Annotated in this window: 28 protein-coding genes; 12 read left to right on the forward strand and 16 right to left on the reverse strand. The window is 45.6% G+C overall.

Annotation, left to right across the window (positions count from 1 at the left end; translation table 11 throughout):
• Positions 1 to 2 precede the first annotated feature (2 nt).
• From ABDW16_RS21195 to ABDW16_RS21205, 3 genes are all read left to right on the forward strand, one after another.
• Positions 3 to 542, forward strand: coding sequence for a YbaK/EbsC family protein (locus ABDW16_RS21195; RefSeq protein ID WP_343672490.1), 540 nt, complete (start codon positions 3 to 5; stop codon positions 540 to 542).
• Positions 543 to 650: 108 nt separating this feature from the next.
• On the forward strand, positions 651 to 1,391 hold the full coding sequence (locus tag ABDW16_RS21200) for a lysophospholipid acyltransferase family protein (RefSeq protein ID WP_343672491.1): 741 nt from the start codon (positions 651 to 653) through the stop codon (positions 1,389 to 1,391).
• A 19-nt stretch (positions 1,392 to 1,410) separates the two neighbouring features.
• Positions 1,411 to 1,740, forward strand: a complete 330-nt coding sequence (locus ABDW16_RS21205; RefSeq protein WP_343672492.1) for a gamma-glutamylcyclotransferase family protein — start codon at positions 1,411 to 1,413, stop codon at positions 1,738 to 1,740.
• On the opposite strand, the gene ABDW16_RS21210 is transcribed toward ABDW16_RS21205, so the two are convergent.
• The 8 genes from ABDW16_RS21210 to ABDW16_RS21245 form a co-directional block, all read right to left on the reverse strand.
• Positions 1,737 to 2,225, reverse strand: coding sequence for a hypothetical protein (locus tag ABDW16_RS21210; RefSeq protein WP_343672494.1), 489 nt, complete (start codon positions 2,223 to 2,225; stop codon positions 1,737 to 1,739). The two genes, ABDW16_RS21205 and ABDW16_RS21210, sit on opposite strands and share 4 nt — an antisense overlap.
• 123 nt (positions 2,226 to 2,348) lie before the next feature.
• The gene (gene ric / locus ABDW16_RS21215; RefSeq protein ID WP_343672495.1) at positions 2,349 to 3,044 is read right to left on the reverse strand and encodes an iron-sulfur cluster repair di-iron protein; all 696 of its coding nucleotides are present in this window, start codon (positions 3,042 to 3,044) and stop codon (positions 2,349 to 2,351) included.
• 20 nt (positions 3,045 to 3,064) lie between these two features.
• Positions 3,065 to 3,832 (reverse strand): ABC transporter permease subunit, encoded by a 768-nt coding sequence (locus tag ABDW16_RS21220; RefSeq protein ID WP_343672496.1) that lies wholly within the window; start codon positions 3,830 to 3,832, stop codon positions 3,065 to 3,067.
• A 12-nt stretch (positions 3,833 to 3,844) separates the two neighbouring features.
• A complete protein-coding gene (locus ABDW16_RS21225) occupies positions 3,845 to 4,552 on the reverse strand; it encodes an ABC transporter ATP-binding protein (protein ID WP_343672497.1) in 708 nt (235 codons plus the stop codon).
• Entirely contained in the window at positions 4,549 to 5,769 is a 1,221-nt protein-coding gene (locus ABDW16_RS21230; RefSeq protein WP_343672498.1) for a nitrous oxide reductase family maturation protein NosD, read from the reverse strand. The genes ABDW16_RS21225 and ABDW16_RS21230 overlap by 4 nt, the downstream gene beginning before the upstream one ends.
• Positions 5,748 to 6,707 carry a nitrous oxide reductase accessory protein NosL gene (locus ABDW16_RS21235; RefSeq protein ID WP_343672499.1) on the reverse strand — a complete coding sequence of 320 codons (960 nt, stop codon included), beginning with the start codon at positions 6,705 to 6,707 and terminating at the stop codon, positions 5,748 to 5,750. Before ABDW16_RS21235 ends, ABDW16_RS21230 begins: the two co-directional genes overlap by 22 nt.
• Before the next feature lie 10 nt (positions 6,708 to 6,717).
• Positions 6,718 to 8,679, reverse strand: a complete 1,962-nt coding sequence (gene nosZ / locus ABDW16_RS21240; protein WP_343672500.1) for a Sec-dependent nitrous-oxide reductase — start codon at positions 8,677 to 8,679, stop codon at positions 6,718 to 6,720.
• A 7-nt stretch (positions 8,680 to 8,686) separates the two neighbouring features.
• Entirely contained in the window at positions 8,687 to 9,178 is a 492-nt protein-coding gene (locus ABDW16_RS21245) for a cytochrome c (protein ID WP_343672502.1), read from the reverse strand.
• 177 nt (positions 9,179 to 9,355) lie between these two features.
• Here ABDW16_RS21245 and ABDW16_RS21250 point away from each other — a divergent pair, with 177 nt between their 5' ends.
• From ABDW16_RS21250 to ABDW16_RS21265, 4 genes are all read left to right on the forward strand, one after another.
• On the forward strand, positions 9,356 to 9,946 hold the full coding sequence (locus tag ABDW16_RS21250; RefSeq protein ID WP_343672503.1) for a Crp/Fnr family transcriptional regulator: 591 nt from the start codon (positions 9,356 to 9,358) through the stop codon (positions 9,944 to 9,946).
• On the forward strand, positions 9,939 to 11,111 hold the full coding sequence (locus ABDW16_RS21255; protein WP_343672504.1) for a hypothetical protein: 1,173 nt from the start codon (positions 9,939 to 9,941) through the stop codon (positions 11,109 to 11,111). Before ABDW16_RS21250 ends, ABDW16_RS21255 begins: the two co-directional genes overlap by 8 nt.
• A 76-nt stretch (positions 11,112 to 11,187) precedes the next feature.
• Complete coding sequence (locus ABDW16_RS21260) at positions 11,188 to 11,655, forward strand: hypothetical protein (protein ID WP_343672506.1); 468 nt, start codon at positions 11,188 to 11,190, stop codon at positions 11,653 to 11,655.
• 1 nt (position 11,656) lies between these two features.
• Positions 11,657 to 11,842, forward strand: coding sequence for a hypothetical protein (locus ABDW16_RS21265; RefSeq protein ID WP_343672507.1), 186 nt, complete (start codon positions 11,657 to 11,659; stop codon positions 11,840 to 11,842).
• A 129-nt stretch (positions 11,843 to 11,971) separates the two neighbouring features.
• Here the strand turns inward: ABDW16_RS21265 and ABDW16_RS21270 are convergent, their stop codons facing one another.
• Positions 11,972 to 13,090: an NAD(P)/FAD-dependent oxidoreductase gene (locus ABDW16_RS21270; protein WP_343672509.1), complete on the reverse strand. Its 1,119-nt coding sequence runs from the start codon at positions 13,088 to 13,090 to the stop codon at positions 11,972 to 11,974.
• A 91-nt stretch (positions 13,091 to 13,181) separates the two neighbouring features.
• Between ABDW16_RS21270 and ABDW16_RS21275 the strand changes: the two genes are divergently transcribed.
• Positions 13,182 to 14,111, forward strand: coding sequence for an AraC family transcriptional regulator (locus tag ABDW16_RS21275; RefSeq protein ID WP_343672510.1), 930 nt, complete (start codon positions 13,182 to 13,184; stop codon positions 14,109 to 14,111).
• Positions 14,101 to 14,526 carry a hypothetical protein gene (locus ABDW16_RS21280; protein WP_343672512.1) on the forward strand — a complete coding sequence of 142 codons (426 nt, stop codon included), beginning with the start codon at positions 14,101 to 14,103 and terminating at the stop codon, positions 14,524 to 14,526. Before ABDW16_RS21275 ends, ABDW16_RS21280 begins: the two co-directional genes overlap by 11 nt.
• On the opposite strand, the gene hypE is transcribed toward ABDW16_RS21280, so the two are convergent.
• From hypE to ABDW16_RS21315, 7 genes are read right to left on the reverse strand one after another with little or no spacing between them, the layout of a single operon-like run.
• A complete protein-coding gene (gene hypE / locus ABDW16_RS21285; protein WP_343672513.1) occupies positions 14,523 to 15,563 on the reverse strand; it encodes a hydrogenase expression/formation protein HypE in 1,041 nt (346 codons plus the stop codon). The genes ABDW16_RS21280 and hypE overlap by 4 nt on opposite strands.
• Complete coding sequence (hypD, locus tag ABDW16_RS21290; RefSeq protein ID WP_343672514.1) at positions 15,554 to 16,648, reverse strand: hydrogenase formation protein HypD; 1,095 nt, start codon at positions 16,646 to 16,648, stop codon at positions 15,554 to 15,556. Before hypD ends, hypE begins: the two co-directional genes overlap by 10 nt.
• A complete protein-coding gene (locus ABDW16_RS21295) occupies positions 16,645 to 16,890 on the reverse strand; it encodes a HypC/HybG/HupF family hydrogenase formation chaperone (RefSeq protein ID WP_343672515.1) in 246 nt (81 codons plus the stop codon). The genes hypD and ABDW16_RS21295 overlap by 4 nt, the downstream gene beginning before the upstream one ends.
• A 3-nt stretch (positions 16,891 to 16,893) precedes the next feature.
• Positions 16,894 to 19,071: a carbamoyltransferase HypF gene (gene hypF / locus ABDW16_RS21300; RefSeq protein ID WP_343672516.1), complete on the reverse strand. Its 2,178-nt coding sequence runs from the start codon at positions 19,069 to 19,071 to the stop codon at positions 16,894 to 16,896.
• Entirely contained in the window at positions 19,047 to 19,757 is a 711-nt protein-coding gene (gene hypB, locus ABDW16_RS21305) for a hydrogenase nickel incorporation protein HypB (protein WP_343672517.1), read from the reverse strand. The genes hypF and hypB overlap by 25 nt, the downstream gene beginning before the upstream one ends.
• 10 nt (positions 19,758 to 19,767) lie before the next feature.
• Positions 19,768 to 20,100 (reverse strand): hydrogenase maturation nickel metallochaperone HypA, encoded by a 333-nt coding sequence (locus ABDW16_RS21310; protein ID WP_343672519.1) that lies wholly within the window; start codon positions 20,098 to 20,100, stop codon positions 19,768 to 19,770.
• Positions 20,093 to 20,284 (reverse strand): hypothetical protein, encoded by a 192-nt coding sequence (locus tag ABDW16_RS21315; RefSeq protein ID WP_343672521.1) that lies wholly within the window; start codon positions 20,282 to 20,284, stop codon positions 20,093 to 20,095. The genes ABDW16_RS21310 and ABDW16_RS21315 overlap by 8 nt, the downstream gene beginning before the upstream one ends.
• 134 nt (positions 20,285 to 20,418) lie before the next feature.
• Between ABDW16_RS21315 and ABDW16_RS21320 the strand changes: the two genes are divergently transcribed.
• The 3 genes from ABDW16_RS21320 to cybH all read left to right on the forward strand — a co-directional run.
• Positions 20,419 to 21,531, forward strand: coding sequence for a hydrogenase small subunit (locus tag ABDW16_RS21320; protein ID WP_343672522.1), 1,113 nt, complete (start codon positions 20,419 to 20,421; stop codon positions 21,529 to 21,531).
• A 14-nt stretch (positions 21,532 to 21,545) separates the two neighbouring features.
• A complete protein-coding gene (locus ABDW16_RS21325; RefSeq protein WP_343672523.1) occupies positions 21,546 to 23,270 on the forward strand; it encodes a nickel-dependent hydrogenase large subunit in 1,725 nt (574 codons plus the stop codon).
• Positions 23,271 to 23,280: 10 nt separating this feature from the next.
• Positions 23,281 to 23,995: Ni/Fe-hydrogenase, b-type cytochrome subunit (gene cybH, locus ABDW16_RS21330; RefSeq protein WP_343672525.1), on the forward strand; the 715-nt coding region annotated here is incomplete at its 3' end.

A 23,995-nucleotide genomic window follows, 5' to 3' on the forward strand; every position in this document is an offset into this window, starting at 1 on the left:
CAATGTTCTATATCAGCGAAGTACACACCACACCACCGTCCGAATTCAAAACACCCCTGCAGGAGCTCGTGTATACCACTCTACTGAACCTGCAGGTACCCTTTGAACGCGTGGATACAGATGAAGCCATTACCATGGAAGATTGTATACTGATCAACGAAAAGCTGAATGTGCAGATTGTAAAAACACTTTTTCTCTGCAACCGGCAGCAGACCAATTTCTATCTTTTTGTAACAACGGCCGGCAAGCCTTTCGTTACCAAAGATTTCAGTAGCGCCGTAGGCATTCCCCGGGTATCATTTGCGAGTGTTGAGTTACTCAATAACCTCCTGGGCACACCGGTAGGCGGCGCCACCATTTTCGGTACCCTGCTGGACAAAGAAAATAAGGTACAGGTGCTGATTGATAAGGATGTACTCAATGAAGAATGGTATGGCTGCAGCGATGGTACACCCAAAGGCTATATGAAAATAAGCAGGGATTGGATCCTGAATGAGTTTCTCCATCACACCAACCACATACCTACATTTATAGCGGTATAAGGGTTATTAAAAATATAAATATATGAATTTCGTACTGACCCTAATCATACGTTATTCACCCAAACCTACCTATCTTGCAACTGGACAACAGAAAAAAGCATCAATACAATGAAGAAACTGATTGGATACTTTCTAACTCCCATTCATTATATATTTTTCGGTGGCCTCTTACTGATTTTCCACCCCATCCAGTGGCTCTGTCTCAAACTCGGTGGCTACAAAGCACATAAAACCTCCGTCGATATTTTGAACGGATTGCTTTCCTGTACCTATCTGCTCCTGGGCTGTCGTGCCCGCTTTGTCAATCAACAGGCATTGCCCACCGACCGTCCCATTATTTTCGTGGCTAATCACCAGAGCATGTACGATATTCCACCCCTCATCTGGAACCTCCGGAGGTACCACGCCAAGTTCGTTTCCAAAATAGAACTGGCCAGTGGCATTCCCAGTATCAGCTTTAACCTCAAATATGGTGGTGCTGCCAATATAGACCGCAAAGACAAAAAGCAATCTATGGGCGAGCTGCTCAAACTCGGCGCCCGTATGCAGGAAAAAAACTGGTCTGCCGTCATCTTCCCCGAAGGTACCCGTAGCCGGAAAGGCGAAATGAAACCATTCATGACCGGGGGTGTCAGCATCCTGCTCAAAAAAGTTCCCCAGGCACTCATCGTTCCCGTGGCTATCAATGGCAGCTGGAAGTTTTTCAGGCATGGAAAGTTCCCCCTTGGCACCTTCGAAAAAATGAGCTGGTCCGTTCTGACTCCTATTGAACCTGCCGGTCGCCCTGCGGAGGAAGTACTGCAGGAAGCTGAAGACGCTGTGAGAAAAAGTGTTGAAAACCAACACTAGGTTGTCTTACCTTCACACCATGAATCGTCTCTTTGTCTACGGCACCTTACGGCCCAATGAGGAAAATGCGTATATTCTGGATGCTATCGGTGGCACATTTAAGGAAGGTTTCATTTACGGCACTCACTACACATCAGGATTTGGACCTGATAAACAACATCCGGGTGTTACACTCAATGGTACTAACAAAATACCTGGCTATATCTTCTATTCAGACAACCTTGCCAACTCCTGGGAATCCCTGGATGAATTCGAGGGTGAGGGATACTATCGGGTTCCCGTCACTGTTCATTTTGAAGATGGCACCACGGAAACCGCGTACATTTATACTACCGACGAACAGTATTAATTACTGCTATCCATCTGTGCCCTGATTTCATTATATATATTGTCTATTATATTCTGCACCATCAATCGCTTTGCTTCTCTGTATGAACATATTCCAGTGATGGTTACAGTGCCCTTTATAGTCATCGTTCCGGACATATTATGGCCATTCCTGTGAATTCCGACAGGTATTGCGCTACTAAACTGAAAATGCTTGATCAATGGTATCCACATAACACCATGACTGATGTTAGTAACGGGCACAATTACAGCCGGATTATCGGGTGTACCCATCTCTCCCGCCTGATACCCCATACAGGTTACCATCAAAGGGACATTACGCAAAGAGCCCGGCTTACCAAAAGATAGCTCATGAAAGCTCCGGGATTGACTGGCAGTCACACTACTCTTATAAAAATTAAGCGTCAACCAGCCAGCTTCGCGAATAATAACGGAAGCTACAAACAGTAAAAACAGAATAAGGATAATTTTTCTTTTGCGGGTCATGGGTACGGATTAAGCCCCCAAGATAAATTATTTCCTCTTTAACCCTATCCCTTATATAATAAAAAACCGAAGGCTTGAAAGCCCCCGGTCACTCATTAGCTCTTTAACGAAAAAAACGCTCACTTAAGCTTCCTGCAACATTGCCAGGGTCTTAGGGAATAAAATGTTGTTCTCTAAATGAATATGCTGTCTTAAGTCTGTATCAAACTCCTGCAATTTCTCAAAAAGGAATCTATATGAATTACAGGCCCCCTGTGGCACCTGGTAATCATTTGTTAGCCTACGCCATTCTTCCAGCGATTCGCCGGATGAACTGTGCTCCTTCATCATACTCTCCACAGCACCTTTCACATATGGCAGGCCAGTTTCGCCGGCAGCTATTTGTTTAATAGCAGGAAACAGAATTTGTTCTTCTTTTTCCAGGTGATCCAGCAGGTCTTCTGCTTCACGCAGGATAGCAGCTCTCAGATCGATCAGTTCAGGATGCGTATCACCATGATGGCCCGCTACCTTTTGCGCAAACTGCCAGATCACAGGCAATGCTTCTTTCACATATTTATGGTGTGTGCTCAGAATATGTTCTGCCAGTAACTGAGGCGCCAATACACTCAGGTCACTCCCCGGCTGCTTTGCCTTTAATTCAGCAGCTTCCAGGGAACTCCACAACTCCTCTTCTGTAATACCGCCCTGCACCGCTGCCTGGGCAATCGTCTGTCCACCACCACAACAAAAATCTATACCATAACTTCTGAACACATCAGCCATGCGATAGTCCTTTCCAGCCATTTCTCCGACTGTGATTACATTATTTCTTTCCATATTGAATTTTTTAATTTTGATTACAAGTCTTTTCTGTTAAATCGCCGTAGCGCCCAGCTTAACGGCCAACCCATCCATAATAACAATAGTACAAATGCCGTGAGCATACCACCCACGCTGCCAAAAAATGAGGCAAACACCGCGCCTGTATACCCCATCATCGCAGAACTATCCAATCTTAACAACACTATGATTCTACCTAAATCTATCGGGTTCAAAGCACCCATCACCACCGCCGGTTTCTCCAGCGGATAGTCACTGAACTGAAACAACAGGAACAACACCAATCCATCATACAGCAAAGAGAAATAAAACCACGCCAGTATCGCCACCCCAATTCCCCTCGCCTTGTCCCTCATCATCACAGAGCCTAAAATTGCCAGCGCTGAAAAGATCACCGTCAGCGCCATACCCACCAATATCAATAACACCGCTGTCATACTCCCGTCAAAGATCATCAGCGGCACCCCTACACCTACTCCAAATGCAATCAGCAATGACAACGCTAATCCAATGTATACACTCAATAAGATCTTCGCTCTCCGCAACGGCTGACATACCAGCAGCTCAATAAACGCCGATGCATTGTAATAATAGATCGTTGAAAAAATAATACTCACCAGGGGCAACACGATCAGCACGATATTCAATAAACTCAATAATGCTTTTGTGCCATTATCTGTCAGGCACAGCAACAACATTGACACGATCAGCAGCAACACTGTATAACTCACCAATATCCTGTTACGTAAGATGTCCAGCACTACGTATTTAATAATCTTTTTCATAGTTATCCCTTTTCATTGACCTTCATATTCCATGACACGTGCCATTGCGCGTACTAACTTTTGCTCTCCCGTTTCCGCCTGCAACTCCGCCACCTGCTTGTGAAACCGTACTTTACCATCCTGCAGGTAGGCTACCTCATCTACCAGGTCATCCAGTTCAGACAGGATGTGTGAGGTGATCAGTATAAGCTTTCCATTCTTTGTCTCCTGCAAAATCTTGTCCTGCAGAATGCCTGATGCCAGGGGGTCTAATCCCGCAGTCGGCTCATCCAGCACCAGTACTTCCGGGTTAAATAAAAACGCCAGGCATGCACTTACCTTCTGCCTCGTACCGCCAGACAATGTGCGCATCCGCTTATTTGCCAGTTGTGGTAATTTAAATGCCTGTACAAGGTCTTCATCCAGCGTAGTATACTGCCTTATATCCTTCATCATCTCCATCACCTGTGCAATGGTCATATTCTCAGGATAACTGCTGATCTGCGGCATATAACCAATATTCGCCCTGTACGCACAACTACCCAGCACGGAGGTGCCTTTAAAGGCAATATCCCCCTTATCAGGTACGACCATTCCAAGGAGACTCTTGATCAAAGTAGTTTTCCCACTGCCATTAGGACCTATCAAAGCCACGCTCTTACCTTCTTCAAAAAAGAGATTGATATTATCCAATGCCTGCAGCCGGCCAAATCGTTTATATATGTTTGTAAAACGAATCATAATGAAAGGGGTTTCATAAAAGGTGCACGATCCACCAGGTTCACAGGCGTGATACCCGGCATTACTTTTTCAGTCCGGTCCAGCAGACTTACCATAAAACTGTGAAACAACATCATCACGGCAGGGTTCTTATCTGCCACCATTGCATACAAACTCACCGGGTGATAAGGCACGTCTCCTTTTCCGTCTCTGTTCAGATCATACCCCTCGTATTTATCCCAGTAATTATTATCAAAATTGTTCAGTACCAGCGAGCCATTCGTAGCCACATCGAATGTATTGCCTACAAAATTGTTGTGCGTAATCTTATTCTCAGCGCAACTTGCCTGCACCTTCATTGCCCAGCCATTTGTCTTAAACACATTGTCTGTGACCTGTACCCGCGTGGTTCCTTCCATATAAATTCCAACTGTATTATCTTCAAAGTGGCTCTTTTCCATTTTACTGTCCGTAATCTCTTTCAGCAAAATCCCATACGCACCACCACCCTGGTTGCCTGCAAATGTGTTCCGCTTCATATCCACACCATGTGAGAACATCACGGATACGCCGGCCTCATTGTGTTCGAAAATATTGTCCTCATAGTGGTCATTGTGCGAAAACATAAAGTGTAATCCATACCGCACATTCTTAAAACTATGATTCCCTTTGATCAGAGAATTCGTTACAAACTCGAAGTAAATTCCATCCCTGTGCTGCGTAACTGTATTACCTATTAACTGCATTCCATCACAATGCCAGCAGTGAATACCGTTTCCGGACTGAATACGCTGACTGGCATTGGACTTTAAGGTATTGCCTGTTATCACACAACTATCAGACTGCTGGCAGTAAATTCCAAAGAAGGTTTCTTCCAGTACATTGTTTTTAACAGTCACATGTTTCACATTCCCCAGTTTGATACCTGCCAGATCCTTCCAGTCGGAGAAGCCGGAACGCCTGATCACAAATCCCTCCACCGTAACATGACTGGACAGTATCAATATCACCTCATACTTGCTCTCTCCATCCAGTACCGGCCTTCCCACGCCTTTCAGGTAAATGGCCTTATCAATCACCAGGCCTTTTTCGTAGTATACCCCTGCGGGTACCACTACAGTATCGCCTGCCACTGCCTGCTGCAAAGTCGCCTTCACCGACCCTTTGACAGTCAATACACTGGCCCATGCCTGCAAAGGCAGCAGCCACAATAATATTATCGATATAGCTCTTTCCATGTGAGTGATTCTCCGTTAAACGCTTTCATATGCGCACTGTCTGCAAACGCAGCAATGTCGCTACCCATAGGAGAATGAAATGCAGTACTGTGCAATAACCTGCTATCTTCCGCTTTGATCCACTGTCCGTCTGTAAAATCCAACAACCAGATACTACCAACCTCTTGTTCGCCGGCCTTCAAAGCTGCCAGCAGACAATGCACATCGTCATACTTAAAAACCTTTCCTTTCTTCGTTACAATCTCTGCTCCAAAGCGCTTGTCTGTAAACCCCATTTTACAAAAGTCACAGGCATCCTGTCCATACCGGATAGGTGCTGGTCCTGAACTACAACTTTGCAGTCCCAATGTCAACCCTGCTATCACAAAAAAACCCTTCTTAAACTTAAATGACAACAACACCAGCAGGGCACCTACCCCAATAAAAATCCATCCACCTATATCAGGAATAGAATACGCCCCAAAATTCAACAGCTGCTTGTAACCCAGTAATGGTGGCTGATATGCCATACCCGGTACCCTGATCGGAGCTTCGGGATTCAGGTGGTGACCATAGTTATATTCCCATCTGTAAAAATCTACCATTGAAACAACCGCTACCAGCAGGAACAACGCCACCCAGCCATAATACACTTTCCTGTTATTCAGCGCACATACTACAAAACCCAACACAGCCAGGCCACCGATGATAAAAGGTAACACCTTAAATTCTATAAAATCTTCTGTATGCAATGTTTGCATACCTATGTAATGGTTCAATCCATTCACGATATCCACATCCCCGCGTAATCCATTAGCAGCAATTTTCAACGTAAGCCCTTCCGGGTATTGGGGGGCGGCCAGCTCTATTTTCCAGATAGGAAAATAGAGCACTGCCACCATCGCCAATGAAAGCATGAAAATGACTGCCCTGAAGCGGGTTGACAATTTTCTTTGCATTATATTCAGTTTAGTTTTTCGCTACTGCACTATCGGGCAGGTTAGTACCGTACTTGAGCGGTGTGTTTGCACCAGCTTTAGATACACGTACATAACCCTGCATTTCCTGGTGCAGCGCGCTACAGAAGTCAGTACAGTAGATAGGGAAAACGCCTTCTGCATCTGGTACCCACTTCAGTGTACAGGTTTCGCCAGGCATGATCAGAATTTCTGCATTTGCAGCACCTTTCACAGCAAAACCGTGTGGAATATCCCAATCCTGCTCCAGGTTAGTAACATGGAAGTATACTTCGTCTCCTACACGCACACCTTCAATGTTGTCAGGTGTAAAGTGGGAACGGATAGCAGTGATATACACATGTACCTTGTTACCTTCACGTACTACCTTCGCTTCTTTCTCACCTTTGGTCACGTAAGCATGCTTGTTTTCATCGATCTTGAAATACTTCACGGAGTTATTTTTGACCAGATCAGCAGGCAGTGCCTGTGCATAGTGAGGTTCACCTACGGTAGGGAAATCCAGGATCAGTTCCATTTTATCGCCTGAGATATCGTACAGTTGTGCACTTTGAGCCAACTCAGGACCTGTAGGCAGATAGCGGTCTTTTGTGATTTTGTTATATGCAATCAGGTATTTACCAAAAGGATGTTTGGTATCACCACCTGGAATACACAGGTGACCTACGGAATAGAAAGTAGGTTTCCTGTCGATTACTTTCAGGTCTTTGATGTTCCATTTCACCACTTCGGAAGAAACGAAGAAGGAAGTATACGCATTACCTTTTCCGTCGAACTCAGTATGCAAAGGACCAAGGCCTGGTTTCTGTACTTCACCGTACAGGGCAGATTCGTATTTAACAACAGGGATACCCTGATAGTCGCCATCGAAATCTTTCTTCTCGATCGCAGCCATCAGCTTGGTGAAAGAGAATACAGGAATCAGTGCAGCCAGTTTACCGCTACCTACGATATATTCACCGGTTGGGTCGATATCGCAACCGTGTGGAGATTTAGGACAAGGAATGAAGTACACGAAATCCTTCAGTTGGGAAGGGTCCAGTGTCAGCACCTTGCTTTCGATGGTGGAAGTCGCGCTGTGTGTTTTCTCATCATACACGTTGTGTGCATAACGGGAGTTTTTCAGCGTGCCTTTGTTATTCCGGATGTATTCTTCTGCTTTTTTCCAGTTCACAGCCATGATGAAGTCTTTATCACGCTGAGAAGCGTTAACTTCAAGCAGGGTATGCGCCTGTTCTACGTTGTAGCAGGAGAAGAAGAACCAGTCGTGGCTTTTACCTTTACCGGCATGGCTCAGGTCAAAGTTGATAGCAGGGGTCAGCAACTGGAAAGCCAGAGACATACGGCCATTGCTGGAATCAACTTTAATAAAGCTCACGGTACCATTGAAAGACTTCTTGTAAGAAGCGATAGGCACATCCTGGTTGTCGCCAATAGGTACGCTGAAACGGGTACCAGCTACTACGTATTCTGTATTTTCTGTACAGAAAGGAGAAGAGTGGTTACCGGCGCTGTTAGGCAGCTCGAGTATTTCTTCAGTTCTGAATGTAGCGAGGTTGATACGTGCCACCCTTGGTGTGTTGTTGGCGTTAGCAAAGAGCCAGCGGCCATCGGGGGTACCATCTTTTTGAGACAGTTCCAGGTGGTGCTGGTCATCCCATGGCAGGGAACCGTGGGAGGTTTCCAGCATTGGTTTGGTTTCTTCGCTGTATCCATAACCATTTTCAGGCATTACAGAGAATACAGGGATAATCTTGAGCAAACGGCCTGAAGGAAGGCCATAAACAGACACCTGACCATTAAAGCCACCGGATACGAAGTTGTAGAACTCGTCGTATTTACCCGGTGCTACGTAAACCTTTTCAGCAGCACCAGCAGTGATGGCACCGGCTTCGTTGCGAGGCTTACAGGATGCGAATGCTACGAGGAGCAACGCTATTGAACTTAACCGCATAGAATTACTATTTAGATGAATCATTGTTACGCATAAATTCAAATACGTCTTTTGTTTCCTCATCTGTCAGGTGCTGGTTAGGCATACGAACCATGCATACTGCCAGCATTGCCTGTGCGTGAGGATCTTTGTCGATCATCTCATCAGTGTTAGTCACGAAGTTCATAATCCATTCAGGAGATTTTCTCTTCGTAATACCTTTCCAGCCGGGTCCCACCAGCTTTTCATCAGTTAACTTATGGCAGGCCGCGCATTTTAAATCATACACTGTTTTGCCTGCGGCAACGCTTTTCTGATCTAATGTGGCACTCAGCTCTACATTAGTAAATTTCCCTGCCCCCTTGATGGAATCGTATGCTGCAGCAGATGCAGACGTGGAATTCGCAAGACTGTTGTCTTCAACTACAGGTGCCGAAGAATCCTCCTTAGGAGGCTGGCTGTTGTTTGAGCAGGCCCAGGTGAGTCCCAGCAGCACTGCGGTGTAAACATACTTTTTCATTTATTAAAGATTGTGTTCTGACAATTCCTGATTACAACATTACGCCAGTTGGAGGCTCGAAGTTATGATCCAAATCATAAAAGCAGGCTTGATATCAATCATCAGAAAACCTGCTGAAGATCATTTATCACCATGACAGGTCGGGATAGCTTTGGGATAGTTATTAAACCGTTCACAATGATCATCCACACCGACCTGTTGCGGGAATGGGGCGCCATTTGCCTGACAGCAGAAAAAGGCCGGGTAATCTTTACCGAGGGGGAAGAAGCGCACTTTTATTACCAGGTTGAATCCGGGACAGTACGGATGGTAAATACCGGGGCCAATGGAAAAGAGTTTATACAGGGGATATTTGGAGATGGAGAGTCCTTCGGGGAACCGCCACTTTTTACCGGCATGGGGTATCCGGCCGCTGCCGTAGCTGATAGCGATAGTGTTATATTACGATTGCCCAAGCCCGATTTTATCCGGTTACTAAAAGAAAATCCGGACATTCATTTTGCTTTTACCACATTGCTGGCTACCAGGCTGAGACAGAAGACTATTTTGTCAAGAGAGATGACTTGTAGTGAACCTGCTGTGCTGATAAGGGGGGTGCTGAAGAGGCATACGGTGCCGGAATTGTTGTATGGGCGGTTGCGTGTTTCATTGACAAGGCAGCAGGTGGCAGATATGACGGGATTGAGGGTGGAGACGGTGATCCGGACGATCAGGACGATGTATAAGAAGGGGGATTTGGTGGTGAATAAAGGGAAGGTGTATGTCTGAGACAATTAAGAAATGGACGTATTTGTCCCTGGTGAATTTACTGGTAGTATCGATCCTTGGGGTGATACTAAGATATAAGGGTGCTTTTTCCCTGCCGGTGCTGGATTATAAATACCTGTTGCACGCACATTCTCATTTTGCATTTTCAGGATGGGTAACGACGGTATTATTTACCTGCTTTGTTTACCTGATTCCTTACAGGAAAATATATGCGTACCAGTTTTGGCTAAACCAGGTAGCGAGCTTTGGTATGCTGATCAGTTTTGCGATACAGGGATATGGACCTGTGTCAATTGCATTTTCAGCATTGTCAGTGGTGTTTAGTTATTGGTTTGCTATTGCATATTTGAATGACATCAGTGAGATCAGTTTTCCCCCGTTGGTAAAGCCTTGTTTAAAACTAGCGCTTGCATTTTTACTGTTATCCAGTGCCGGGCCATTTATGCTGGCTTTTGGCAAGGGGGATATGGTGTATTACAATAATGCTATTTACTTCTATCTGCATTTTCAATATAATGGCTGGTTCACATTTGCGGTAATGGCATTGTTCTTTTGGGCGGCGCCGAGGTTTCATATTTACCTGGCGCCTAACTTCAGTAAGGTGTTTGTAATATTGATGGCGATTGCCTGTGTACCGGCGTATTGTTTATCCTTGTTGTGGTCACATCCGGCAGGATGGGTTTATACGATAGCCGGAGCGGCAGGTATGATACAGTTGGCCGCGTTGGTGTTTTTGATACTGGCGGTGCCGGTGATAAAGCATTTACATCCGTTGTGGGTGTTGGCTTCACTGGCGTTTATCATTAAAATTGTATTGCAGGTGTTGACGTTGGTGACAGCGTTGGGAAGGTTTGCTTATGGGTTCAGACCAGTGGTGATTGGGTATTTGCATTTGGTGGTGCTGGGGTTTGTTTCGTTTTTGATTTTAGGGTTTTTGATATTGAATAAGTTGGTGAAGGCGAATAAGGTGGGGTTGGTGATATTTGTGACGGGAGTGATAGCGAATGAGGTGATATTGATGACGCAGTGTGTGATGGCTTATTTTTGGGGGAGTGGGACGCCGATGGTGGTGTATTGGTTGTTGCGGGCGGGAGTGGTGATGATGGTGGGGATTGGGGTGATGGTGTGTGCCTCCTTTTTAGCGAGGCATTTTCATTTTGAGTGAATGTTTATTGAGGGATGAAAATGAACGAAAGTGAACAGCGAATGAATGTGGTCTGGGCCCTACATTCGTGTGTAGTATGCAGAAAGAAAAATATCCTTATAAAGCCGACGATAGCCTTGCCAAATTCGAGTTTCAAAGTCATGGCCCAAATGGCATCATCAACAAAACAATTGTTTATTCTGAAATTGGGAAACTCAAAGATGGAACTCCAGTACTAAATCTGGGATTTGGAGATTTGAATGAAACTGACAATACGTTCAGTGATATATCCGTATCCAATAATGCAGATCGGGAAAAAGTATTAGCTACAGTGGCAAGTAGTGTATTGGACATAATGTCTCACTATGATGACGTAGCAATCCGGGCAGTCGGTAGTACACCTGCCAGGACCAGACTATATCAAATGGGGATTAATGCCATTAAAAAAGAAATTGAGTCACAGTTTAATATATACGGGTTTAAAGACGATGAATGGCACAAAATCGAATCTTGTAAAAATTACAATGCTTTCTTATTAACAAAAAAAAATAGTAAATTCGAATAAAATGGAAACATTTATGGCTTTAAAACCTAGCAAAAAACCATCTAAAAGAGAAAAACCTGTTATAGGAAAGCTCAGTTTTACTGATGAAGATGTGAAGAATAGCCCCTTCTTTCAGAAGCAAATCGAAGAGGCTAAGCGTTTCATGAAAGAGCATCCATTTCCTATAGAATTGTTAAGATCAAAATAATTTTCAAGAGCCCGTATCAAAGTAAGATACGGGCTTTTTTTATTCGGGGGCAGGTAGGCATTTATGCGATTCTCAGAAGATTCATTTATTAATGATATATTCTCTTTCATATTCTTTATCACATCCGGATTATGCCATACCACTATATTCCATTCCTATTACTCCAAGCATCTTCCTGATCGCCTCCGGACTATGCAACCTCTCCGTCTGCTCCAACGTCATCGCTGCTGTAGCCGAAGCCCGCGCCCGCATCTCCTTCTCATACTTTGCAATTGCCGCATGCGTATCGTGTTCCTCCGTTAAACAACGACTCAACTCCAACGCATCCAGCATTGCCATATTCACCCCTTCTCCTGCATAGGGCGGCATCAGGTGCGCAGCATCGCCCAGCATGGTCAGGTTTGGCAATGCCTCCCAATTCTGATCCAAGGGCATACAATACTGTGGCCTTGGTATAAATCCGCCTGAAACATTCGCAAACAATGTTTCATATATGGGCGCCCATTCATTGAACTCAGATTTATACCAATCCAATACATCTCCTTTTAATACCCAGTCAGCCGAAGATTTAAACCCTGCATAAAAAGACAATGTTCCATCGCCCTTTGCACTTACAATCAGTGTCTTGCTATCCCCAAAGATGAACAACTTTCCGCCCTTTACTAATTCAAACATCTCTGGCACCAATTTCTCCGCTTCATACACACTTCCTTCTAGAGCTGTCATCCCTACGAAAAATGGTTGTATGGGGGTTAAATAGGACCTTATTTTAGAATTAGCTCCATCAGCTCCCACTACAATATCCGCATAGGCTGTCGTTCCGTTTTTAAAACGCAGCATCCATCCATCACCACTTTTCTCCATCCCTGCAAACTGGCTATCCCACACTACCGTATCTGCAGACAATGACTCTAACAGGATCTTTCTTAACGGCCCTCTGTCTATCTCCGGCCTGTTTTCTTCTTTCTCTCCTGCATGCTCATCCACTATTATATTCGCCTCCTTATCCACAATCCTGATCTTATCAGCCCCCGGACGATAGTTAGCAATAAACGCCTCCATCAAACCGGCTTCCCGCAATGCTGCCAGGCCAGACTCTTCGTGCAGATCCAAAGTTGCACCCTGTACCCGTGCATTCTTATCAGCATCTCTTTCATATACTTTTACAGACGAGACACCCTTTACCTGCAACAAACGAGCTAATGTCAATCCACCGGGACCTCCACCTACAATGGCTATTTTTTTCATAGAATTTCGTGTTTAATAACACAAAGTTCCGTAACGCCATCCGCATAAAATAGCTAACTTGGGGCAAAAAATAGTCCTAATCAGTCAAAACATGATCTTCGAGTTCAATTCCACCGAACGCACTGGCGCCATGCGGGCATTCGCAGACGCTACCGGCAGTACCGTCGAAGCCAAAGGCCATATTTCCCTGCCCCCCTCCCTGGGCAAGGGATACATGAAAGGGTTTGACTTCGGGCCTAACCTGCGCATGATGCTCCATCATTACGAACTCAAAGAAGAACTAATATTCAGAAGAAGCCGTGGCGGAGAATCTCCCGGTACCCTCACCCTCGCTTTTCACAATACCCAACCCCGAAGGGGAGACATCCGTCTTTTGCCAGCCGTTCAGCTGCCATCCCCCAACCTGCCCATGGAAGTCATATTTCCTGCCAATACCCTCATCAGCACCATCATGATCTCCATCGAAGGCAACCTGCTCAAAGAATTGATGCATGATCATTCCCTGCTACAACAACACTCCTATCTTTACGAAGAAATCATCTCGCCTGAAATTCAGAACGTAGCAGCAGAGATCATTACTCCCCATGCACCGCAGGCGCTATTAAATTTCTACCTCCGCCTTAAGGCAGAAGAACTGATATACCTTTTCTTTGTAGATTTACAAAAACGACAACACACCACCTCTTATGCCCTGAATGGAGAAGATGTAAAACTCATTTACAGTGTAAGAAATGAAATTATTAAAGACCTGGGTATTACGCCCGATGTCAAATTGCTGGCCCAACAAGCCGGTATGAGTGAAAGTAAAATCCAACGCTTATTTAAACAGATCTTTGGGGATAGTATCTACAATTATTATCAAACACTGAGAATGAAGGAAGCGGCGTACCTAATTAAAGAACAACAACTATCTGTATCTGAAGCGGGGTACAAATTAGGCTTTAGTAATCTCAGTCATTTTACAAGACTGTTTGAAAAACATATAGGGATGAAACCCAAGAAATACTCCTATGGAAATTAAATCATCGAACAAATTTATTGACTTATATCTCTTTACCATTGGCTTTGCCATTATCTTCATCCTCATCGCTTTCCACATGCATAAATTCAGGTGGCTGGCTCTCTTCCCGGTATTTGGCATTGTACTCTGGTTGATTGTATTGAAATACCGTTTTCCTAAATCAGTCTCAATAAAAGGGAATACATTAACCGTAAAATATTTTCAAACCTTCCGAACAAAATATGATTCGCTTCCGGTAAGTGCCTGCCGCTTTAATCTTGATATGTACACGCGTACCGGCAACAGAGGTCAAAAAACGGAACATTATGTGCTCACTATCTCTGCTAATAACGCCGTAAGGTGGAAACTCACCACGCTCGAAGGGTTCCATGTTGAAGACTTTCAGGTCATGTTAAAATACATTGGCATTTACTAGCAAATTCTCGGCAACTGCTCTCCCGGCAAAAAATTCACCACTCTATGCCCACCAATCCTACTCTCCAACACCACTTTCCCCGCATGCTCCTTCGTAACCTTTCCAATAATCGCGGCCTGCTCTCCACCTTTTATTTGATGCAATGCAGCTAAAAGAGAAGGTGCCACCGCTGCACTCACTATCGCCACCATAATCCCCTCATTCGCCACATACAGCGGATCCAGCCCCAACATCTCGCAAGCCGCCGCCACCTGCTCATTCACCGGCAAACTATTCTCATCCATCATCACTCCCAACTTCGTTGCCTCCGTCATTTCATTCAACACAGACGCCAGTCCACCCCTGGTCGGATCACGCAAAAACTTAATCTGTTCCCCAAAACAATCCAGCAACTTCGCCACCATCGCATGCAATGGCCTCGTATCACTACACACCTCCGTCTCAAACTCCAATCCCTTCCGCACACTCATAATCGCCATACCATGCGCCGCAATCTCACCACTCACTATCACCACATCCCCCGGCACAATCCTGTTATGATGAATCTGCGCACGCGGATGTATATGTCCAATACCTGAAGTATTAATAAACAACTGATCGCCTTTGCCTCTCTCCACCACCTTCGTATCGCCCGTCACTATTGCCACACCTGCTGCCTGCGCAGCTTCTTTAATATGCTGCAGCACCTTCCTGAACAAAGCTATCTCCAACCCCTCTTCAATAATAAAAGATAATGACAGGTACCTTGCCATTGCCCCACACATCGCCAGGTCATTGACCGTACCATTGATAGCGAGATCCCCAATATTCCCCCCAGGGAAAAACAAAGGAGACACCACATAACTATCCGTACTGAAAGCCACCTTTCCATTCAATGAAAAAGTAGCCCCATCATGCTGCTGATCCAGCCAGTCATTGTGTAATAAATCAAACACCTCTGTTTGTAACAACTGATGTGTCATCAATCCACCACTACCATGACCCAAAGTAATGATCTCACCAACACCAGTAGAAGGTAAAGGACAAGTTAACTGCATACTGAACTTTTATATTGGTAATAAGCGGCACATGCCCCCTCACTGCTTACCATCGGCGCCCCCAACGGATGCTCTGGTCTGCACCTGCCCCCAAAGGCAGGACATTGCACCGGTTTTTTATGTCCCCGCATTATATCACCACTAATACAATCAGGGTCTTCCTCTCTAACAGGTAAATGTATATTAAACTTCACCCTTGCATTATATTGTTTGTAAGCTTCCTTCACTTCATACCCACTTTCAGGTATAGAACCTATTCCCCGCCACATTCTATCGCTCACATCAAACACCTCATGGATCGCCTTCATCGCCATCGCATTCCCCTCTCGCGCTACCATGCGTGCATACTGATTTTCTACTTTATACGTACCTTTCTCTAACTGTGATACCGTCATCAAAATTCCCTGCAACAAATCTGCCGGTTCAAAACCGGTAACCACAATAGGCACTTTATATTTTGCCGCAATAGGGTCATACTCTGTCGTACCCATGATGGTACACACATGCCCTGCAGCCAGGAAACCATCAATCAAATTATCCGGATCCCCTAAAATCGCTTCCATAGCAGGTGGTACCAATACATGCGAAGCGAGGATACTATAATTAGCAACACCTCTTGCCGCCGCCTGTACCACAGAAAGTGCATTTGCCGGGGCAGTCGTTTCAAAACCAACTGCAAAGAATACCACCTCTTTGGTAGGATTTTCCACAGCCAATTGCACGGCTTCCAAAGGAGAATACAAAATACGTACATCTGCTCCCGCCGCCTTGGCATGCAGCAAGCTCTGTGTTGATCCCGGCACCCGCAGCATATCGCCAAATGAACAGAAGATCACATCCGGTTGCTGCGCCAGCCACAGGGCTTCGTCCAGCACACTCACACTCGTTACACATACCGGGCATCCGGGACCATGCACCATATTGATCTGTGGCGGCAGCATATCCAGCAAACCATTCTTCACCAGGCTATGCGTTTGTCCGCCGCAGATTTCCATAAGCGTCCATGGCCGCGTTGTGACGCGGAACAACTCATGCAGATATTTTTTTACCAGCTGTGGATCGCGGTATTCACTGATGTATTTCATAACAGTTCCTCCAGGTCTCCCATTTGTTCAAGATAGGAGAAGATTTGCTTTGCCTCCTCCTCATTTACCACACCAATAGCCACTCCTACATGCACCAGCACATAATCGCCCAGGGCCACCTCAGGCACCATACAAAGACTTACTTCCCGTGTAATTCCACTGAAAGAGACTTTGCCCTTTCTGAACAATGCATCTTCGCCTTCATGAATGGCAATGACTTTTCCGGGTATAGCCAGGCACATAAATTAATCGTTTTGTATACTAAAGCAAGCCAGCTGACCAGCTGCAATACATTCATCATTCGGACTCAGCATTCTGTGAAAGTGTCCCTGCATCATTCCTGATAGCAACGGGCTCTGAAATACGCCGCCACTGAATGCCACCTTCTCTGTCTGAAAATGCAACTTCAATTTTGTCACTAAATGCGCTAAAGAATAATACACTTTATACGCGATTTCTCTTTTATCCATTCCTCTTTCCACATCATCCATCACACCCAAAATTAGTGGGCGCCACTGTATCACTTCACCATGAATAGGCATGTCATAATAAGTATGTGTAACTACATCACCAATACCTGCTTCCATCTTCATTACCGCCTCACCTTCATAGGTATTGATACCTGTCACACCCAGTATCGCAGCCACACCATCCAGCAAACGCCCCATGCTACTGGTCTTTAATGCAATATGCCCGTGTAGCAACTGGTGATAATACCGCCACTCCTGGTCAGTAAAATAATGCCTGATTATGCCGTGCCGCCCGGGGAAGTTTTGCAATAAAGCCAATGCCGACAACCGTGGTTCTTTGTTCATTTTGTCTCCCATTAACTGAGGAAAATAATCAAGGTGTCCCACCCGCTTCATCTGACCTTCTTTATATACAAAAACTTCCCCACCCCATATCTGTTCATCTTCACCATAACCGGCACCATCCCATATAATGCCCAACACAGGATGCCGTTGCTGTAACAGGTTATTTTCTGCCAGTACAGCCCCAAAATGCGCTTTGTGATGCTGTATAGTCGTCAGTGTAGCGCCGGATAGCCTGGCCATCTGTTTTCCCAACCTGGAAACAAAATAACCTGGGTGCATATCCGTGAGGATTTGTACTGGTCGTTTATGTAATAGTTGTAATAATTTTTTTAAGGTCTCTTCGAATCGCTCTTCGGTTTCCAACGTACCATGGCTGCCCAGGTACTGGCTCACCAGCCAGTAGTCTTCGCCGGTCAGTGCAAATGTGCTCTTTAATTCAGCCCCCATGGCCAATGCACCATCTCTGCTATGCTTGTGTAAATACACAGGTGCCAGGCCCCGTCCGCCCCTGAGAATAATACGGCGGCCTTTAGTAGTAAAGCAGATCACACTATCATCCTGCGGAAATATAATCTCCCTGTCAAAGCTCACCACCAGGTCTGCTATGCCTACCGCATCTTCATCTTTGTAAATAATAGGCACACCATTTCCATTTGCGCTTGTAGCAATCAGCGGTCCCCCATATCTCGATGAAATCAGTTGTAATAAAGGTGAATAAGGTAATAATACACCCAATCTGTCCAGTCCCGGCGCTAAGCCTTCAGCGGGCTTTTTGAGCTTACACAATACCACTGGCGCTACAGGTCCTAATAATTCCAGCGACTCCTGCGCAGTGAGATATACATCTTCTGCAGCTTGCTCAAGTGTGGGATATAATACTGCAAAAGGTTTTTGTGGTCTGTTTTTCTTTGCACGCATAGCCGACGACTGCGACACATCGCACAGCAGCAAATAGCCGCCTATCCCTTTCACCGCCACAATGCCGCCTCTGCGCAGACAGGCATCTACTTCCTGCAGGGATGGCCCATACATAGGCACACCACATTCAGGACAGGAATTCGTTTCGCTATGAAAACGCCTGTCGGCACTATCCAGGTATTCTTCATTACAATCGGCACAATGCTGTAAGTGCGCCATACTGGTATGCTCACGCTCATAAGGCAATGCCCGCATGATAGAATACCGTGGACCACAATTTGTACAGGTAGTAAAAGCATATTGATAACGCCGGTTGGAACTATTATTCAATTCCTTCCTGCAGGTATCACAAAGCGCAATATCCGGCGTCAGTAAAAGGCTGGTAGCTGAAGCAACAGTACCAGGTAAAATCGTGAAGGTTGTAAAGGGAAACAATGGCGCTGGTCGCATATGGTGATGGGTAATCAGGGCATGTACGGGAGGTTGCGAAATAATAGTGTTATAGAAATGAGCTGCTTCTCCTGCCGAGGCGTTGAATGCAATGTGTACCCCATCAGTACTATTGCTTACAGCCCCCAGTATATGCAGGTCTTTTGCTACCCGGGCCACGAATGGTCGGAAGCCAACTCCCTGTACACGACCGCTGATATGGATATGATACGAGTTCACGATTTTTTTGATTCCAGCCATTGATACCATTTATCCAGTCCCTCTCCTGATGTACAACTCAGCGTAATCACTTCCAGTTTTGGATTAATCCGCTTTGCATTTGCAATTGCCTTGTCAAGAGAAAAAGGGACATAGGGCAATAAATCTATTTTATTAATAATGCACAGGTGAGATGTATGAAACATATCCGGATATTTCAACGGCTTGTCATCACCTTCTGTCACACTCATTACGACAACTCTTTCTTTCTCTCCCAGATCGAACATGGCAGGGCAAACCAGGTTACCCACATTCTCTATGAACAATACCCCATCCTCGTGCGGGTGCATTCCCTGCAAGGCGTGCATCACCATATGCGCATCCAGATGACAACCTTTCCCGGTATTGATCTGAACTACTTTTGTTCCAGTGGCATGTATCCGGTCAGCATCACGGGTAGTTTGCTGATCTCCTTCAATTACGCTAAAGCTCACTTTCTCTTTCAGGTCCGTCAATGTCCTTTCTAATAATGTCGTCTTTCCTGAACCCGGTGAGCTGACCAGATTGACCGCGAGAATGTTCTTTGCATCGAAAAACCCGCGATTCCTTGCCGCTAATAAATTATTCTCATATAAAACATCCTTCTCTACAGCTATATGTTTCTCATCATGAGAATGAGAATGTGTATGAGAATGTGTATGTGTATCGCATCCACAAGTGGCGCACATAACTTTCAATTTAATAAATGATCAATGAACGTACCTTCAACTCCTTGCCCTGTGCAATCCGGATCAGGTGACTACCGCAACCGGTACAGGCATCATAGACCTCCGTAATAGTAAATTCTTCTCCACACTCCAGGCACATGGCCTTCCCTTCGATCCGGTTAATATCCAAAGCAGCGCTTTCGAGTAGCGTACCTTTGATGGCCTGTTTCCATGCCATATCAAAGGCAAACAGCTCGATCGTCGTGAGGCAGCCAATATCCAGTGTTACCTCTTTGACGGGAGCGCCCTGGGCATATTCCGTCACTACATCAATGATGCCCATTACTATGGACAACTCATGCATTCCGGGTTCTTCTCGCTCTTATTACTAATCCGATAGTCAGCAGTATCACCGGCCATGTAATTATAGCATGGTTCCATTCTGTAAAGTAGTGAATGATTGTAAAGCCTTCAGTCGTTCCATGACCGGGATGTGCCGACGCCATAAGTGGCAATAAAATGATTGAGAGTAATAGTGATCTTTTCATTGGGCTCGTTTGTACCCTCAAAGTAAAGATTGAATTGCCGCAAAAATGGTAACAAGGATCAGCCGTATTTCTGATGGTTATCATCTCCGGCCCCTGCCGTTTTCGGTAACTTCAATGACGATAAACATATGCTCATGAGCCAGCCTTTAACGTATTACGACGAAATGAAAAACAAGGGCTACAGCCGGCGTGACTTCGTGAAGTTTGCCACTATGATGGCAGCCTTCATGGGGTTGGAACGGTCTGCAGTCGGCCAGATCGCCCAGTCGATGGCCAGTAAGCCCAGGATCCCGGTGATCTGGTTACATTTCCAGGAGTGTACCTGTTGCAGCGAAAGCTTTATCCGGTCCTCCCACCCTATTGTTGCCGATATTCTCCTGGACCAGATATCGCTTGATTACACGGAAACCCTGATGGCTGCATCCGGTTTCCAGGCAGAAGAGGCCATGCACAATACTATGAATAAATACAAGGGAGAATACATCCTTTGTGTGGAAGGTAGTGTGCCCGTAGAAGCAGATGGGGTATACTGCATGATAGGTGGCAAAACCTCCATGCAGATACTGGAAGAAGCCGCAGCTGGTGCCAAAGCAGTGATTGCCTGGGGTAGCTGTGCATGTAATGGTTGTGTGCAGGCAGCCAAGCCAAACCCAACCGCTGCAACCCCTATTCACAAACTCGTGAAAGGAAAACCTATTATCAAAGTACCTGGTTGTCCGCCAATCGGCGAAGTGATGGCCGGGGTAATCGTACACCTCGTCACCTTTGACCGCATTCCGCAACTGGATGCACTGGGCAGACCCAAAGCTTTCTATAGCAAGCGCGTACATGATACCTGTTACCGCAGACCATTCTTTGATGCGGGGCTGTATGTGGAAAGCTTTGACGACGAAAATGCAAAGAAAGGATATTGTTTATATAAGGTAGGATGTAAAGGTCCGGTTACTTACAATGCCTGTGGTGTTACGAAATGGAATGGAGGCACCAGCTTCCCTATCCAGTCAGGCCATGGATGTATAGGATGTAGTGAAGAAAATTATTGGGACAACGGACGCTTGTACGAGCGGGCTTCTGCATTTGCAGGCTTCGGTATTGAAGCCACTGCCGATGTGGTAGGCGGTATAGCCCTCGGAGCTACTGCTGCCGGTGTATTGGGGCATGCTGTGATGACGAACATCCGCAAGAAGGAAAACATCCATATGCTGGAAGATGAAGGCAGAAAAGAAGAAAAAGAATTGGATCACTGAGAAATTCCACCATTATGAACAAAAGAATTGTCGTAGATCCCGTCACGAGGATTGAAGGACACCTTCGCATAGAAGCAGAAATTGAAAATGGAAAAATAAAAGATGCTTACAGTAGCGGTACCATGGTCCGCCTGCTGGAAGAAATACTCCGGAACCGTGATCCCCGCGATGCATGGGCCATCGTAGGCCGTGTATGCGGTGTGTGTACTTCTGTACACTCGCTCACTTCTGTGAGATCTGTAGAAGACGCTTTGAACATCACCATCCCGCCCAACGCTGAACTGGTACGCAATATTATGTATTGCACGTCTTTTATGCATGATCACGTAGTCCATTTTTATCACCTCCATGCCATGGACTGGATAGATGTTGTGAATGCACTGAAAGCAGATCCGCAACAGACATCCGCTCTTGCGCAGAAAATATCCAAATGGCCAAAGAGCTCTCCGGGTTATTTTAGTGACTTGCAAAAAAGAATTAAAAAACTCGTAGACAGTGGCCAGTTGGGTATTTTCTCCAATGGGTATTGGGGGCATCCCGCCTACAAACTACCGCCCGAAGTGAACCTGATCGGTCTGGCACACTACCTCGAAGCACTGGAATGGCAGAAAGAAGTAGTGAAAGTACAGGCGGTATTTGGTGGTAAGAACCCACACCCTAACTACCTGGTGGGTGGTATGGCCTGTGCCATCGGTGTGGATGATGTAAGCGGTATCAACGCAGAGCGGTTGTCATTAGTGAAAAGTAAACTGGACGAAGCAAAGACGTTCATCGAGCAGGTATACATTCCTGACCTGATGGCCATTGCTTCTTATTATAAGGAGTGGGGTAGCATTGGGGGCGGCCTGGGCAATTTTATGGTGTATGGCGATCTGCCATGGAATGGGTATCGCGATGCCTCTTCTTATAAGTTCCCGCCGGGGGTAATTTTAAACAAAGACCTGGGCAAACTCTATGAGGTCGACTTACGAAACGATGGCGATGTACAGGAATTTATTACACATAGCTGGTACGAGTACAAAGGGGGAAAAGATATTGGTTTGCATCCCTGGAAAGGAGAAAGCAAAATCAAATACACCGGTCCTAAGCCACCGTTCGAACACCTGGATATGTCTCAGGCTTATAGCTATTTAAAAACACCCCGCTGGCAGGGACATGCTATGGAAGTGGGGCCACTGGCACGAGTGCTGGTAGGCTATGCCAGAGGTCGTGAAGAGTTCAAAGAGGTGGTAGACAGGGCATTGAAAACACTGGATATTCCTGCTACAGCACTCATATCTACATTAGGTCGTACAGCTGCAAGAGGTTTTGAAGCATCGCTGGTATCTCAGTGGGCGCTGGACTTCTACTATCAACTGGTAGATAATATCAAAAAGGGAGACACCCGTATGGCGAATATGGATATGTTCAACCCTGATACCTGGCCTAAGAAAGCCATTGGTGTAGGACATGCCGAAGCACCACGGGGTGCGCTCGCACACTGGATCAATATTGAAGATAAAAAGATCTCCAACTACCAGCTTGTAGTACCTACCACCTGGAATGCATCTCCACGTGACAGTAAAGGACAGTTGTCTGCATATGAGTCTGCATTATTGGGTACACCGGTAGCAGATGAAAAACAACCGCTGGAAATACTGCGTACGGTGCATTCATTTGATCCATGTCTGGCATGTGCGGTGCACCTGTACGATGAACATGGCAATCATATAAACAGGGTGAGTGTATTAGAAGCATAAATGCGAACTTATGGCTAAGAAATATGTCCATATACACCGGTTAAGACGTGTGTATACATGGGAATTGCCGGTAAGACTGTACCATTGGCTCAATGCATTGGTAATGGTGGCGCTCATTGTCACCGGCTTTTACATTTCCAATCCACTGGTGATCAGTAGTCACCAGGAGGCATCGAACCGGTTTGTAATGGGATGGATGAGAGCTATCCATTTTATTGCAGCATATATTTTCTTCTTCAATTTTATCTTCCGTTTGTATTGGGGTTTTGTGGGTAATAAGTATGCTAACTGGAAGCAGTTTATCCCCACGGGAAAGTTCTTCTTTAAAGAGATCTGGCAGGTGTTGAAAATCGACATCTTACAGCTGAAAGGGAAAGAACACCTGAGTGTGGGACATAATGCGCTGGCTGGATTTATTTACTTCTTTACCTTCATTGCTTTTGGCATTCAATCACTGACGGGGTTTGGGTTGTATGCGTCTATGAGTAACTGGTGGTTGCCGAAGTTATTTGCCTGGGTACCTACTTTATTGGGTGGAGATATTATGGTAAGACAGGTGCATCACTGGACCATGTGGTTCTTTATACTGTTTGTAGTGATCCATGTATACCTGGTATTCTATCATGATTATGTGGAAGGACGCGGGGAGACGAGTAGTATGGTAGGTGGATGGAAATTTATTGAAGAAGAAGCATTTCAGAAGGATCAACAAACGGCTCCTGACA

This window comes from Chitinophaga sp., assembly GCF_039596135.1.
Classification (GTDB): domain Bacteria; phylum Bacteroidota; class Bacteroidia; order Chitinophagales; family Chitinophagaceae; genus Chitinophaga.